We start from the raw sequence: 13,315 nt of genomic DNA on the forward strand, positions 1-13,315 counted from the left end.
AAAACAAATCCGGTGCGGGGGCGGGGGGGGCGCGGGGCCCCGCCGCGTCCCCCGCCCGCCGCGTTGTGGTCACCGTGGGTGCCGCGGCCCTGCCGCCCGGTCGGTTCCGGGAGTTCGGCGGGTAGCGGGGCACACCCCCGCGAGAGGATTGTCAGCGGTTCCCGGTAGCGTTTCGGTAGAAACGACGAATGGGCGGGCAACGGTGGCAAAGGGACCAGGACGAGGTCACCTGCGGCGCGGCACGGCCCATGAGGCGCCGTGTGCCCGGCCGTTCCGCGGGCGCACCGCGACGGGTTTGGCGATTGAGACAAGGAAGGCGGCGAACTGCCGTGTACCGCTGGGAGATCACCCGGGCCGCTCTGGCGCAGCGTGTTTTCGCCGTCGTCCGCAGCGAGACCTACGACGAGGCCAGCGCCACCGCTGACACCCTGCTGTCCGCCGGGATCACCAGCCTGGAGATATCGCTGACCACGCCGTTCGCGCTGGAGGCGGTCACCACCCTCAGCCGCGAGCTGGGCAACGACGCCGTCATCGGCGCCGGCACGGTCCTGGACGCCGTCTCGGCCCGGATGGCCGTGGACGCCGGCGCCCGCTTCCTGGTCTCCCCCAGCCTGGACGCCGAGGTCATCCGCACCGGCCACCGCTACGGCGTCCCCGTCTTCCCGGGCGTCGCCACCCCCACCGAGATGGTGCGCGCCCTGGAGCTGGGCGCCGACGCGCTCAAGCTCTTCCCGGCCTCCGCGCACCGCCCGGGCTGGCTCCGGGACGTCCGCGCGGCCCTGCCGCAGGCACCGGTGCTGCCCACCGGCGGTGTGACGGTCGAGACCGCTCCCGAGTGGATAGCCGCCGGCGCGGTCGCGGTGGGCATGGGCTCGGCGCTCTCGGAAGGCGACCGCGAGACGGTCGCCAAGCGCGCAGCCGACCTGCTCGCCCGCCTCGCCGACGCCGCCCCGCAGCCGCCTGCCGGCCCGGAGGTACCGGGCCTGTACGACGTCTGAGACCGGCCCCGCTCCCGGCAGTACCGCGAGTGAAGCACTCCCCACGGAGGAGGTACGGCCGGCCGCCTCCTCCGCGGGGCCGATGCCGCCCGCCCCTCGTGTACGTACGGTGACGAAAAAGCCTACGAGGGGCGGACTCCACCATGCCGGAAATCATCGACCTGGGCGCATACGGCCCGGATTTCGTCGCCGATCCCCACCCGTACTACGCCAAGCTGCGCGGCCAGGGGCCGGTCCACCGGGTCCGACTCCCCGAGGCCGAAGGCCTGGTCGCCTGGCTCGTCGTCGGGTACGAGGAAGCCCGGGCCGCACTGGCCGACCCCCGGCTCGCCAAGGACTGGACCCGCTCCGGCGCCCCCGTCCTGGGTCCTGAAGAGGACACCGAGTGGCAGCTGATGAACATGCTCGACGCGGACCCGCCGCAGCACACCCGGCTGCGCAAGCTGGTGGCCCGGGAGTTCACCTCGCGCCGCGTCGAGGCGCTGCGCCCGCGCGTCCAGCAGATCACCGACGAGCTGCTGGACGCCATGCTGGCCGCCCCCGACGGCCGGGCCGACCTCGTCGAGGCGCTCGCCTTCCCGCTCCCGATGACCGTCATCTGCGAACTGCTCGGCGTGCCCGACATCGAGCGGGAGACCTTCCGTGTCTGGTCCAACGAACTGGTCTCACCGACCAGCCACGACGCGTCGATGGCCGCCGCCCGGGACATGGCCGCCTACCTGGACGACCTGATCGAGGCCAAGCGGAAGGCGCCCGGCGAGGACCTGCTGAGCGCCCTGGTGCGCACCAGCGACGAGGGCGGCGACCAGCTCTCCCGGCAGGAACTCCTCGGCATGGCCTTCCTGCTCCTCGTCGCCGGCCACGAGACCACCGTCAACCTGATCGCCAACGGGACGCGCGCACTGCTCCGCCACCCCGCGCAACTGGCCGCCCTGCGCGCCGACTTCTCCCTGCTGGACAACGCCGTGGAGGAGATGCTGCGCTACGACGGACCCGTGGAGAACGCCACCTGGCGGTTCGCCATCGAGCCCGTCGAGATCGGCGGCACGGTCATCCCGGCCGGCGAGGCCGTCATCGTCGGCCTGGCGGCGGCGGGCCGCGACGCCGAACGCTTCCCGGCCCCCGACACCTTCGACATCACCCGCGAAACACGCGGCCACGTCGCCTTCGGCCACGGCATCCACTTCTGCCTCGGCGCCCCACTGGCCCGCATGGAGGGCCGCATCGCGGTCCGCACCCTCCTGGAACGCTGCCCCGGCCTGGCACTGGACGCCGACCACGACACCCTGACCTGGCGCACCGGCATGACGATCCGCGGCCCCGAGCGACTGCCGGTGCGCTGGCGCTAGCGCGGTACGGCATCGTGCGGGCCCGCCGTGAGCCGGCGGGCCCCTGGGCGTGACCGGTCCACCGGCGCCACCCAAGCCCTACCCTGGGCCCATGGCGACCCGCACGGGGCGGAGGCGCGGATGGACGAGCACGACCCGCACATCCATGTGGAGAAGGACGTGGTGCGAGCCGGCGCCGCTTTCCGTGACGTGACCGCGCGGCTGCTGGGCCGGGCGCCCGACGCGCCGAGTGTCGTCACCACCGGGTGCGGATGCCGGCGGCCCTACGCGATGACCTCGCCCCGCCCGGAGAAGGTCACCTGCGCGCCCTGCCGGGAACACGCGCACCGCGCGTACCTGCGTTTCGCCGAGCGGATCGAGGAGCTGGCCCGGATGCCCGGCCTCCCCTTCACCGGCGCGCAGGCAGCCGAGGCGGCGGAACGGCTGCGGGAACTCGCGCGGAGGTACGGCGGTTAGCGCGTTTCCGGTGGCTGCCGGCCCCCGCCCGTGCACCCCCGCCCCCGGGCCGTGAGCCGTCCCACCAGCCGGTCGCGCCCTTCACTCCGGTATCGCGCTCTGCCACGCTGACGGCCCGATCCGCCACGTCCCGCCGCGTACAGGAGCCGCACCATGCGCCGCGCCGCCGTTCTCCCCGCCCTGACCTGCGCCCTCGCCCTCACCGCCGCCGCACCGACGACCGCTCCGGCGGACCCGGCCGCCCGCCCGGACCGGCCGCCCACCACCGCGTACACCGCGACGCGCCCCGCGTCCCTCCTCGACACCGTTCCCCGGCGCGGTGTCCTCCGCGTCTGCACCACCGGTGACTACCGCCCCTTCACGCACCGCGACCCCACGTCCGGGACGTACCGCGGCGTGGACATCTCGATGGCCCGCGACCTCGCCGAGAGCCTGGACGCCAGACCGAAGTACGTGGCCACGACCTGGGCGAGACTGGTCGACGACCTGGTGGCGGGGCGCTGCGACATCGCCATGGGCGGCGTCTCGATCACCCTTCCGCGCGCCCGCAAGGCGGCCTTCAGCGAGCCGACCCGCACCGACGGGAAGACCCCCATCGTCCGCTGTGCGGACCGGGACACGTACCGGACGCTGGAGGAGATCGACCGTCCGGGCACCACGGTCGTCGTCAACCCCGGCGGCACCAACGAACAGTTCGCCCGTTCCGTCATCAAGCGCGCGACCATCAAGCCGCACGCCGACAACACCACCATCTTCGACGAGATCATCGCGGGCCGCGCGGACGTGATGATGACCGACGCGAGCGAGACCCGCTACCAGGCCAAGATCCACCCCGAACTGTGCGCGGTCCACCCGGACCGGCCCTTCACCTTCTCCGAGAAGGCGTACGCCGTGCCCCGCGCCGACGTCCAGTTCAAGGAGTACGTCGACCAGTGGGTGCACCTGGCCAAGCACGACGGGACGTACCGGAAGTACGAGGACGCCTGGATGGCGAAGTGAGGGCCGGAGTGATGGCCTGCACGTGCGGAGCGTGGGCTGAGGCGATTGGTACGTACCATCCCCGTCTGTGATTGTCCGGACAATGTGACCTCCGGACTTCCCGTCATCAGCGCGGCCGGATACGCTCCAAGCCGTGGGGAAACGCGCAACAGACTCCAAGGTCGCCGAGCGGCCCGTCCAGTTCAGCGTGGACCGGAGCAGTCCGGTCCCGCTGTACTTCCAGCTGTCCCAGCAGCTGGAGGCGGCGATCGAGACCGGCGGGCTGGCCCCGGGCAGCCTGCTCGGCAACGAGATCGAGCTGGCCGGGCGCCTCGGGCTGTCCCGGCCGACCGTCCGCCAGGCGATCCAGTCGCTGGTGGACAAGGGGCTGCTGGTGCGGCGCCGCGGCATCGGTACGCAGGTCGTGCACAGCCAGGTCAAGCGCCCGCTGGAGCTGAGCAGCCTCTACGACGACCTGGAGGCCGCCGGGCAGAAGCCCGCCACCCGCGTGCTCCTCAACACCACCACCGAAGCCACCGCCGAGGTCGCCGCCGCGCTCGGGATCGCCGAGGGCGCCGACGTCGTACGGGTCGAGCGGCTGCGTCTCACGCACGGTGAACCGGTCGCCCACCTGTGCAACCACCTGCCCGCCGGGCTGCTCGACCTCAGGACCGAGCGCCTGGAGGAGACCGGTCTGTACCGCCTGATGCGGGCGGCCGGCATCACCCTGCACAGCGCCCGCCAGGCCGTCGGCGCGCGCGCCGCGACGGCCGAGGAGGGCGAGCGGCTCGGCGAGCCCGAGGGTGCTCCGCTGCTGACGATGCAGCGCACGACCTTCGACGACACCGGCCGCGCGGTCGAATTCGGCTCGCACGTCTACCGGGCGTCGCGGTACGCCTTCGAGTTTCAGCTGCTCGTGCGGCCCTGAGTGCGCACTGCCCTGCGCGCGTACTGCCCTGAGCTCGTACGGCTCTGAGTGTGTACGGCCCTGAGCTCGTACGATCCTGAACTCGTACGGCCCGGAGGGAGCGCCCCCACCCGTACGGCCCCGCGACCGCCGCGCGGCGGATCCGTCCGTACGGGTAAGAATGTTCGGACAAAGCATTGACGGGACTCGGCGGCCGCCGCTAGAACTCCTCCATCCGCCATCGGGCGGTGCCGGAGAGAAGGCGGTTCCATGAGACGTACCGTGCGCACCTTCACCGAGCGGGCCGGCCGGCAGGCCGGTGCGCTTCTTCGTCACCCCCGCCGGGCCCCGGGCCGTCGCCCGTACGGCCATCCTCCTGAGCCGCCGGGACACCCGGGGCACCGGACCCGCTGATCCCACGCGGAACAGGCGTAACGGATACTTGGGCGGCCGGGACCGATCATTTTCGGCCCAAACCCGGCACAGCGCCCCCGGGCGCACAGTGACAGCAGCGACAGCAACGAGAAGGGCTCGACCTCGTGGCAAGGGTTCGGACAGGGGTACGCGCGGTGACCGCGGTGCTGGCAGCGGTGCTCGCCGCGTCCCTGGCGGGGTGCAGCAGCACCGGCGGCAAGCGAGCCGAGGAAGCGCGCGCCGCCCAGACCGCCGGCGGCAAGGCGGCCGTCAACACCCCGAGGTGGACCTTCGCCATGGTCACCCACTCGGGCGACGGCGACACCTTCTGGGACATCGTGCAGAACGGCGCCCGGCAGGCCGCCGCCAAGGACAACATCAAGTTCGTCTACGGGCACGACAAGGAGGCACAGCGGCAGAGCCAGCTCGTGCAGTCCTACATCGACCAGAAGGTGGACGGGCTGATCGTCACGCTGGCCAAGCCCGACGCCATGAAGGACGTGGTCGCCCGGGCCGAGAAGGCCGGCATCCCGGTGATCACCGTGAACTCCGGCGCCGAGGCGTCCAAGGCGTTCGGCGCCCTGACCCACATCGGCCAGGACGAGACCGTGGCCGGCGAGGCCGTCGGCGAGGAGCTGAACCGGCGGGGCCGCAAGAAGGCCCTGTGCGTCCTGCACGAACAGGGCAACGTCGGCCACGAGCAGCGCTGCGACGGCGCGAAGAAGACCTTCAAGGGCGACCTGCAGAAGCTGTACGTCGAGGGCACCAACATGCCCGACGTGCAGTCCACCATCGAGGCCAAGCTCCAGTCGGACCGGGACATCGACTCCGTCGTCACCCTCGGCGCGCCGTTCGCCCCGACCGCCGTCAAGGCCAAGGAGCAGTCCGGCAGCGACGCCGAGGTCGACACCTTCGACCTGAACGCGAAGGTCGCCGACGGCCTCAAGGACGGCTCGCTCGGCTTCGCCGTCGACCAGCAGCCCTACCTCCAGGGCTACCAGGCCGTCGACCTGCTGTGGCTCTACAAGTACAACGCCGACGTCCTCGGCGGCGGCAAGCCGGTCTTCACCGGCCCCCAGGTGATCACCAAACAGGACGCCGAGGCCCTGCAGGAGTACACGAAGCGGGGAACCCGATGAGCACCGCGGAGACACCCGTGAAGGACAGCGGACCGCAGGGCGGCCAGGAGCCGGACGAGCGCCTGGTGCCCAGATCGCCGGCGCGCCGCCTGATGAGCCGCCCCGAGCTGGGCGCGGTGGTCGGCGCCGTGGCGGTCTTCCTCTTCTTCTCCTTCGCCGCCGACACGTTCCTGCAGGCCTCCAGCCTCTCGACCGTGCTGTACACGTCGTCGACGATCGGCATCATGGCCGTGCCGGTGGCGCTGCTGATGATCGGCGGCGAGTTCGACCTGTCGGCCGGTGTCATGGTCGTCAGCTCGGCGCTCGTCTCGTCGATGTTCAGCTACCAGATGACGGCGAACGTCTGGGTGGGCGTCGGGGTGTCCTTGCTGGTCACCCTGGCCATCGGGGTCTTCAACGGCTTCCTGCTGACCCGTACGAAGCTGCCCAGCTTCATCATCACCCTCGGTACGTTCTTCATGCTGACCGGCCTGAACCTCGGCTTCACCAAGCTGATCAGCGGCACCGTCTCGACGAAGTCCATCGCCGACATGGAGGGCTTCGACTCGGCCAGGGCGCTGTTCGCGTCCCACCTGAGCATCGGCGGCGTGGACATCCAGGTCACCATCCTGTGGTGGATCGGCCTGGTCGCGCTCGCCACCTGGATCCTGCTGCGCACCCGCGCCGGCAACTGGATCTTCGCGGTGGGCGGCGGCGCGGACGCCGCGCGGGCGGTCGGCGTCCCGGTCACCAGGACGAAGATCGGCCTGTACATGGGCGTGGCGCTGGCCGCCTGGATCTCCGGGCAGCACCTGCTGTTCTCGTTCGACGCGGTCCAGTCCGGCGAGGGCGTCGGCAACGAGTTCCTCTACATCATCGCCGCCGCGGTCGGTGGCTGCCTGATGACCGGCGGCTACGGTTCGGCGATCGGCGCCGCCGTCGGCGCCTTCATCTTCGGCATGGCCAGCAAGGGCATCGTGTACGCCCAGTGGAACCCGGACTGGTACAAGTTCTTCCTCGGAGCGATGCTGCTGCTGGCCACGCTCCTGAACGCATGGGTCCGCAAGCGCGCGGAGGCGACGAAATGAGCACCCCGGAGAAGCCGGACAGGGCGGAGCGCACGCCGGAGCGTACGGAGGACACGGACGCGGTGCCGGACGTGGTGCCGGGCGCGGACGCCGCGGAGGACGTACGGGCCCCGGAGGCCGCGCCGCCCCTCGTGGAGCTGACGGACGTCAGCAAGTTCTACGGCAACGTCAAGGCCCTGGAAGGCGTCTCGCTGGAGGTGCACGCGGGCGAGATCACCTGTGTGCTCGGTGACAACGGCGCGGGCAAGTCCACCCTCATCAAGATCATCGCCGGGCTGCACCAGCACGACACGGGCCGCTTCGCGATCGAGGGCGAACCGGCCCGGCTGTCCTCCCCGCGCGAGGCACTGGACCGCGGTATCGCCACCGTCTACCAGGACCTGGCCGTCGTCCCCCTGATGCCGGTCTGGCGCAACTTCTTCCTCGGCTCCGAGCCCACCAAGGGCGTCGGCCCCTTCAAGCGGCTCGACGTCCAGCTGATGCGCGAGACCACCCGCGCCGAGCTGCTGCGCATGGGCATCGACCTGCGCGACGTGGACCAGCCCATCGGCACCCTCTCCGGCGGCGAGCGGCAGTGCGTGGCCATCGCCCGCGCCGTGTACTTCGGCGCGAAGGTGCTGGTACTGGACGAGCCGACGGCGGCGCTCGGCGTCAAGCAGTCCGGCGTCGTCCTGAAGTACGTCGCGGCCGCGCGGGACGCCGGCCTCGGCGTGGTGTTGATCACCCACAACCCGCACCACGCCTACCTCGTGGGCAACCGTTTCGTCCTCCTCAAGCGGGGCACGATGGCCGGCAGCCACACCCGGTCCGAGATCGCCCTGGACGAGCTGACGCGCCAGATGGCAGGCGGCAGCGAGCTGGAACAGCTCAGCCACGAGCTGGCCCGCGCGCCCGAGCCCAGCCACCTCGGCGGCCACCCCACGCACTGAGCGGGGCGGCCCACGGGCGGTGGCGCGGGTTCCGCGGGGCCCGCGCCGCCATGCGCCGTGTACCGCTGTTAGGGCACAATCGCACCGGACCGTGCACGTCAACGCCGCCGGGCACGGCCCCGCGCCCCCGGGGCCCGCTCCGGGAACGCGCCCGTACGCGTACGGCACCGTACGCATACGGCCCGTACGCGCATGCCACGTACGCGTACGGCACGTACACGTACGCCCCGTACGCGTACCGCACCGAACGAGCACGACACCGGACCATGCACGCCGAGGCCCCGGCCTCCCGACACCCGCAGGGACGAGACGACTCTTGCGAGCACGCAGCCGCCGCCACCGCAACGGCGAAGAGGTGGGTCGATGAGCACGTACCGGGACCGTGTGCACCGAGGGTCGGCCAGAGCGACCGTGCTGCGCACGGTGGGCACCCGCGAGCGGCGCTCCCACCTGAGCGCGCCCCGCGTGCCGACCGTCGGCATCGACATCGGCGGGACCAAGGTGATGGCCGGCGTCGTCGACGCGGACGGCACGATCCTGGAGAAGGTCCGTACCGAGACGCCCGACAAGTCCAAGAGCCCCAAGGTCGTCGAGGACGTCATCACCGAGCTGGTGCTGGACCTCTCCGACCGGCACGACGTGCACGCGGTGGGCATCGGCGCGGCCGGCTGGGTCGACGCCGAACGCAGCACCGTCCTGTTCGCCCCCCACCTGAACTGGCGCAACGAACCGCTGCGGGACCGCCTCGCGGGCCGCCTGGCGGTGCCCGTCATGGTCGACAACGACGCCAACACGGCCGCCTGGGCCGAATGGCGCTTCGGCGCCGGGCGCGGCGAGGACCACCTCGTCATGATCACGCTCGGTACCGGCATCGGCGGCGCGATCCTGGAGGACGGCGCGGTCAAGCGCGGCAAGTACGGGGTGGCCGGCGAGTTCGGCCATATGCAGGTGGTGCCGGCCGGGCACCGCTGCCCGTGCGGCAACCGCGGCTGCTGGGAGCAGTACAGCTCCGGCAACGCCCTGGTCCGCGAGGCCCGCGAGCTGGCCGCCGCGGACTCCCCGGTCGCGTACAACATCATCGACCGGGTCGGCGGCCGCGTCACCGACATCACCGGCCCGCTCATCACCGAGCTGGCCCGCGAGGGCGACGCCATGTGCGTCGAACTGCTCCAGGACATCGGCCAGTGGCTGGGCGTCGGCATCGCCAACCTGGCCGCCGCGCTGGACCCCTCCTGCTTCGTGATCGGCGGCGGCGTCAGCGCCGCCGACGACCTGCTCATCGGCCCGGCCCGGGACGCCTTCCGGCGCACCCTGACCGGCCGCGGCTACCGCCCCGAGGCCCGTATCGCCAAGGCCCAGCTGGGCCCCGAGGCCGGCATGGTCGGCGCCGCCGACCTGGCGCGCCTGGTGGCCCGCCGCTTCCGCCGCGCCAACCGGCGCCGGGTGGAACGTTACGAGCGGTACGAACGATCGGGCCGGCGATGACGGAGCCGGCCAACCCGCACATGACCGAGGAACGTGACCAGGTCCGGCCCGAACCGGGTCACCCCACGAGCGAAGCCGTCGAACGCCCCGAGCCGCCGGCGGCCGGGCCCCCGTCCGGCGCGTCCGCGGCACCCCGGCCGAGCCGGGGCCGCCGCTGGCTCACCGCGCTGATCATCTTCCTCCTCGTCGCCATCCCGGCGGGCTACATCGTCATCTCCGCGGAACAGAGCCGCGACAGCGGCCAGAGCAAGGAGGAGGAGGCCGCCTCCACCGGCCTCTACAACGATTACCCGTCCAAGGTGCAGCAGCGCATCTACAACGTCCCGATCCCGGCCGGCGCCACACCCGTCTACTACTACGAGTCCAACGCCTGGCATCACAGCGCACTGTACGTCCAGTTCCGAACCAACGACTGGGGCCTCGACCACTACCTCAAATGGGCCGGCACCAGCCGCGAAGCCCTCAAGGACGGCGAGATCACCATCACCAACGCCCAGGCCGCCAAGGTCGGCTGGGACCTGGCCGACGGCGGCCAATGGGCCGGCACCTCCATCAGGGCCGAGGACCCCCACCCGAGCCAGAACATCGCGGTCAATTTCGACGAGCCGGGGCATCCGGTGGTCTATGTGGTGTCGACGGTGGCGTTCGAGCGCTGAGTTCACGGATCTTTCCGCCCCCGCGCCGCACCGGGCTGCCGCATGACGCATGATGGCAGCTCACCTGATCAAGGGGGCTGTATGGCAGGGGCGGGTACGGGCGCGCAGGGTTACGCTGCCGATCCGGAGGCGATCGAAAAGGCCGGCGGCAGAGCGCTCGACATCAGACAGGACCTGTTGGACGCGGCTGTACCCACCTGCGCCGCGACGCGCCGCGCGGCGTCCGGAGTGGACGGTTGGCGGATCGAGGACCAGCTGAAGAAGACGGCCGACCTCTGGGAGCGGCAGAACTTCGCCCTGGCCGAGCGGATGGGGCGTACGGGCGCGAACCTCCAGCACAACGCCACCCATTACCAGTCGGCGGAGGCGGTCAACGCCGCGGGGATGAAGGCGGGGGACAATCCGTGGGGCTGACAGTCGGACAGCTGGAGCAGGCCGATCCGGACCTGGTCCTGAAGGCCGCGGAGGCGTGGGAGGAACAGGTCAGGAAACTGAAGGCCCTCGTCGACCGTTACCGGACCGAGGTGAAGGACCCCGTCGAGAAGAGCGGCTGGCAAGGTCCCGCGTACGAAGCGGCCCGCAGCAACTGGGTCGAGGAGCTGACGCAGCTGGAGAACGCGCAAGCGGAGGCCGACGGCATCAGACTGGCCTTGGAGATGGCCACGGCCGACATCCGGGCCGCCCAGGACATGCTGCGTGGCGGCTTGCGGAAGGCCCGGGAGAACGGGGCGAAGGTCGCCCCGGACGGAAGCTTCGAACTGCCGCCCGCAGTCGCCCACGACCCTGATGTCCAGAACGGGCCGGTGGGGGAGAACCTGCGCCGGGCGCACACGCAGATACAGGACGCCCTCCAGATGGCCGACCAGGCGGACGAACGGATCGCCTGGGACCTGCTGGACGACGGTGGCACACGGAAGGACGCCTTCAACGACCGGGTGCACATGGGGCGCCGGCTGAGCCCAGAGGAAATCCTGCGCAGGTTCCAAGTCACCGACGACCCGCGCGGAGTGACAGACTTCTACGGGGAGAAAGTCACCCAGGGAGAGGCGAACATGCTCTCCGATCTCAGCATCTTCGAGAAGAGCGACTTCAAAGAGATACGGGACCGGGCCTGGGACGAGAGCAGAGCGCGGTTCCCCGAGGACGACAACGACGGCCACATGGACGCCTTCAGGCATGCCTACTGGAATGCCCTGATGGCTCAGCGCTTCGGTGTGGACTGGGCGGAGCGGTACGGAACGGCGCACGAGCGGCTGCCGGGAAACCCGTCGGACCGCGAAGCCATGGATCTCCACAACAACGAGATCGGACGCCGCATCGCCCAGAACAACCCGACGGCCACCCCCGCCGAGCTGGCGGCGAAAATCCAGGAGGCGGTGCAAGGCGGGAAAACCGTGGTACTGGACCGCGACGGAAAGCTCGTGCCCAGCGACAAGGTGGAAATCGGTGCGCACGGGCACACCAACAAGGTGCCCGGCGCCCCCGACCAGGGACAGGACCCGGGTGACCCCGGGCCGGGAAGCTGACCGGGGCCGGGGGAGGCAAAGGATGCGCACGGTGCATAAACGCGTCGCGGCCGTAGGGTGTGGTGCGGCGGTGGTTTCGGTGGTCGGCTGGTATGTGTTCGGTGGGGAAACCCCGTTGGCCAGTACGACGGACCAGTCTCTTCAGCGGAAGCTGGACGCCGCGGTGAAAGGCGCGCCGGTCTCGCTGGCCGCTCTCACCGGTTTCGCATGGGACCAGGTGCGGGTCTTCGGTTACGGCACCGATGACGACGCGATTTCCGACGCCGTGGGCGACCCGGTCCAGTGGAATGTCGCTTCCTCTTCGTATTCGGGTCCTTCCCTGTGGGTGTTCCTCAAGGACGGAGAAGCGGTGCGCGCCGTGCAGTTGGACGCCAACGCGCCGGCCCCCGGAAAGAGCTGGCCGAAGAACGTGAAGGTGTCCGGCGGGCCGCACCGCAACGTGGTGACGCTGGAGGAATAGTCCGCGCGAGGCGTGGAAGCGCGCATCGTCGGGGCGCACGTCGCCGTCAGGCGAAGACCCTTTTCGCCGTCTCCCGGATCGTGGCCGTCAGTGTCTCGGGCGCTGTCAGGTGGGCGGCGTGTCCTTGCCCGGTGAGTGTGACGACGCGCGCGTTCGGCAGGGCGGTGGCCAGGTCGGCCAGGCGCCTTCGCAGGTGGGCCGGGCTCTGGTCGCCCTCCACCAGCGTGGTGGGCACGGCGAGCCGCTCGAACCGGTCGACGCCGACCCCGAGCGCGTCGATCGAGGCGATGTCGGCGAACCCCGCGGCCGCCTTCGCGGTGAAAGCGGCCCGCGCCTTCGGGTCCGCGACCTGCGCCTCCACCACGTCCGCCGGCTCCTGGACGATGTCACGCAGGTGGGTCCGCATCGCCGCACGAGGATCACCCGCCTCGAAGGCCGCGCGAGCGCGCCGGGCCGCCTCCGCTCCGGGCAACGCGTAGGTGGGCACCGGCGGTTCGTACAGGACCAAGCCTGCCATCGCCTCGGGCGCCCGTACGGCGGTCTCCAACGCGGCGACCGCTCCCGAGGAGTGCCCGATCAGGAGCACGGGCCGGTCGAGGTGCCCGACGAGTGCCAGAATGTCCGCTGCCTCGACGGCCATCGAGTGCGTGGGCGGGACGCTCGCCCCGGACGCGTAGAGGCGGCGGGTGATCCGGACGACCCGGAAGTCGGCGGTCAGTGACGCTGTGAGGCCGTCCCAGGACGCGGCGCTCCCGCCACCTCCGTGGACGAAGAACAGCGTCGGCCCCGCGCCGTCGTCGAGAGCTGTGACGGGCACCCCGTCGGCGGACGTTGCGACAAGCTCAGCCATGCCCCCAAGTGTGCCCCGGACGGCGGCTTGTCGACACTGGTGCTGGCATGGACACCCGGTGCTGACGTGGACACCGGTGCTGACACGGGCGCGCACGCGGG

General features: G+C 71.2%; 14 protein-coding genes. 13 read left to right on the forward strand and 1 reads right to left on the reverse strand.

The window, feature by feature from the left end:
- The first annotated feature begins 329 nt into the window (after window positions 1-329).
- The 13 genes from eda (at window position 330) to AB0L45_RS33930 (ending at window position 12,364) form a co-directional block, all read left to right on the forward strand.
- Window positions 330-998 carry a bifunctional 4-hydroxy-2-oxoglutarate aldolase/2-dehydro-3-deoxy-phosphogluconate aldolase gene (eda, locus tag AB0L45_RS33870; protein ID WP_365846912.1) on the forward strand — a complete coding sequence of 223 codons (669 nt, stop codon included), beginning with the start codon at window positions 330-332 and terminating at the stop codon, window positions 996-998.
- Between the two features lie 143 nt (window positions 999-1,141).
- Window positions 1,142-2,347, forward strand: a complete 1,206-nt coding sequence (locus tag AB0L45_RS33875) for a cytochrome P450 (RefSeq protein ID WP_365846914.1) — start codon at window positions 1,142-1,144, stop codon at window positions 2,345-2,347.
- A gap of 120 nt (window positions 2,348-2,467) precedes the next feature.
- Window positions 2,468-2,803 carry a hypothetical protein gene (locus tag AB0L45_RS33880; RefSeq protein WP_365846916.1) on the forward strand — a complete coding sequence of 112 codons (336 nt, stop codon included), beginning with the start codon at window positions 2,468-2,470 and terminating at the stop codon, window positions 2,801-2,803.
- A gap of 153 nt (window positions 2,804-2,956) precedes the next feature.
- Window positions 2,957-3,802, forward strand: a complete 846-nt coding sequence (locus AB0L45_RS33885; protein WP_365846918.1) for a transporter substrate-binding domain-containing protein — start codon at window positions 2,957-2,959, stop codon at window positions 3,800-3,802.
- Window positions 3,803-3,935: 133 nt separating this feature from the next.
- The gene (locus AB0L45_RS33890; protein WP_365846920.1) at window positions 3,936-4,709 is read left to right on the forward strand and encodes a GntR family transcriptional regulator; all 774 of its coding nucleotides are present in this window, start codon (window positions 3,936-3,938) and stop codon (window positions 4,707-4,709) included.
- Between the two features lie 557 nt (window positions 4,710-5,266).
- The gene (locus tag AB0L45_RS33895) at window positions 5,267-6,241 is read left to right on the forward strand and encodes a sugar ABC transporter substrate-binding protein (protein ID WP_365847036.1); all 975 of its coding nucleotides are present in this window, start codon (window positions 5,267-5,269) and stop codon (window positions 6,239-6,241) included.
- Complete coding sequence (locus AB0L45_RS33900) at window positions 6,238-7,308, forward strand: ABC transporter permease (protein ID WP_365846922.1); 1,071 nt, start codon at window positions 6,238-6,240, stop codon at window positions 7,306-7,308. The genes AB0L45_RS33895 and AB0L45_RS33900 overlap by 4 nt, the downstream gene beginning before the upstream one ends.
- On the forward strand, window positions 7,305-8,237 hold the full coding sequence (locus tag AB0L45_RS33905) for an ATP-binding cassette domain-containing protein (protein ID WP_365846924.1): 933 nt from the start codon (window positions 7,305-7,307) through the stop codon (window positions 8,235-8,237). The genes AB0L45_RS33900 and AB0L45_RS33905 overlap by 4 nt, the downstream gene beginning before the upstream one ends.
- Window positions 8,238-8,600: 363 nt before the next feature.
- Entirely contained in the window at window positions 8,601-9,722 is a 1,122-nt protein-coding gene (locus AB0L45_RS33910; RefSeq protein WP_030023694.1) for an ROK family glucokinase, read from the forward strand.
- A complete protein-coding gene (locus AB0L45_RS33915; RefSeq protein WP_365846927.1) occupies window positions 9,719-10,378 on the forward strand; it encodes a hypothetical protein in 660 nt (219 codons plus the stop codon). The genes AB0L45_RS33910 and AB0L45_RS33915 overlap by 4 nt, the downstream gene beginning before the upstream one ends.
- Before the next feature lie 81 nt (window positions 10,379-10,459).
- Window positions 10,460-10,792: a hypothetical protein gene (locus AB0L45_RS33920; RefSeq protein ID WP_365846929.1), complete on the forward strand. Its 333-nt coding sequence runs from the start codon at window positions 10,460-10,462 to the stop codon at window positions 10,790-10,792.
- Window positions 10,783-11,904: a hypothetical protein gene (locus AB0L45_RS33925; protein ID WP_365846931.1), complete on the forward strand. Its 1,122-nt coding sequence runs from the start codon at window positions 10,783-10,785 to the stop codon at window positions 11,902-11,904. The genes AB0L45_RS33920 and AB0L45_RS33925 overlap by 10 nt, the downstream gene beginning before the upstream one ends.
- A 22-nt stretch (window positions 11,905-11,926) precedes the next feature.
- Window positions 11,927-12,364 (forward strand): hypothetical protein, encoded by a 438-nt coding sequence (locus tag AB0L45_RS33930; protein ID WP_365846933.1) that lies wholly within the window; start codon window positions 11,927-11,929, stop codon window positions 12,362-12,364.
- A gap of 46 nt (window positions 12,365-12,410) precedes the next feature.
- Here the strand turns inward: AB0L45_RS33930 and AB0L45_RS33935 are convergent, their stop codons facing one another.
- Window positions 12,411-13,214 carry an alpha/beta hydrolase gene (locus tag AB0L45_RS33935; RefSeq protein ID WP_365846935.1) on the reverse strand — a complete coding sequence of 268 codons (804 nt, stop codon included), beginning with the start codon at window positions 13,212-13,214 and terminating at the stop codon, window positions 12,411-12,413.
- Window positions 13,215-13,315 lie beyond the last annotated feature (101 nt).

Origin of the sequence: Streptomyces sp. NPDC052496, from assembly GCF_040679095.1 — a bacterium.
GTDB lineage: Bacteria > Actinomycetota > Actinomycetes > Streptomycetales > Streptomycetaceae > Streptomyces.

What these genes read in the sequence shown, in the direction of transcription:
- AB0L45_RS33930 (WP_365846933.1), top strand. Translation starts at nt 11,927, where the DNA reads ATGCGCACGGTGCATAAACGCGTCGCGGCCGTAGGGTGTGGTGCGGCG.
- AB0L45_RS33910 (WP_030023694.1), top strand. Translation starts at nt 8,601, where the DNA reads ATGAGCACGTACCGGGACCGTGTGCACCGAGGGTCGGCCAGAGCGACC.
- AB0L45_RS33920 (WP_365846929.1), top strand. Translation starts at nt 10,460, where the DNA reads ATGGCAGGGGCGGGTACGGGCGCGCAGGGTTACGCTGCCGATCCGGAG.
- AB0L45_RS33885 (WP_365846918.1), top strand. Translation starts at nt 2,957, where the DNA reads ATGCGCCGCGCCGCCGTTCTCCCCGCCCTGACCTGCGCCCTCGCCCTC.
- AB0L45_RS33915 (WP_365846927.1), top strand. Translation starts at nt 9,719, where the DNA reads ATGACGGAGCCGGCCAACCCGCACATGACCGAGGAACGTGACCAGGTC.
- AB0L45_RS33900 (WP_365846922.1), top strand. Translation starts at nt 6,238, where the DNA reads ATGAGCACCGCGGAGACACCCGTGAAGGACAGCGGACCGCAGGGCGGC.
- AB0L45_RS33935 (WP_365846935.1), bottom strand. Translation starts at nt 13,214, where the DNA reads ATGGCTGAGCTTGTCGCAACGTCCGCCGACGGGGTGCCCGTCACAGCT.
- AB0L45_RS33905 (WP_365846924.1), top strand. Translation starts at nt 7,305, where the DNA reads ATGAGCACCCCGGAGAAGCCGGACAGGGCGGAGCGCACGCCGGAGCGT.
- AB0L45_RS33880 (WP_365846916.1), top strand. Translation starts at nt 2,468, where the DNA reads ATGGACGAGCACGACCCGCACATCCATGTGGAGAAGGACGTGGTGCGA.
- AB0L45_RS33875 (WP_365846914.1), top strand. Translation starts at nt 1,142, where the DNA reads ATGCCGGAAATCATCGACCTGGGCGCATACGGCCCGGATTTCGTCGCC.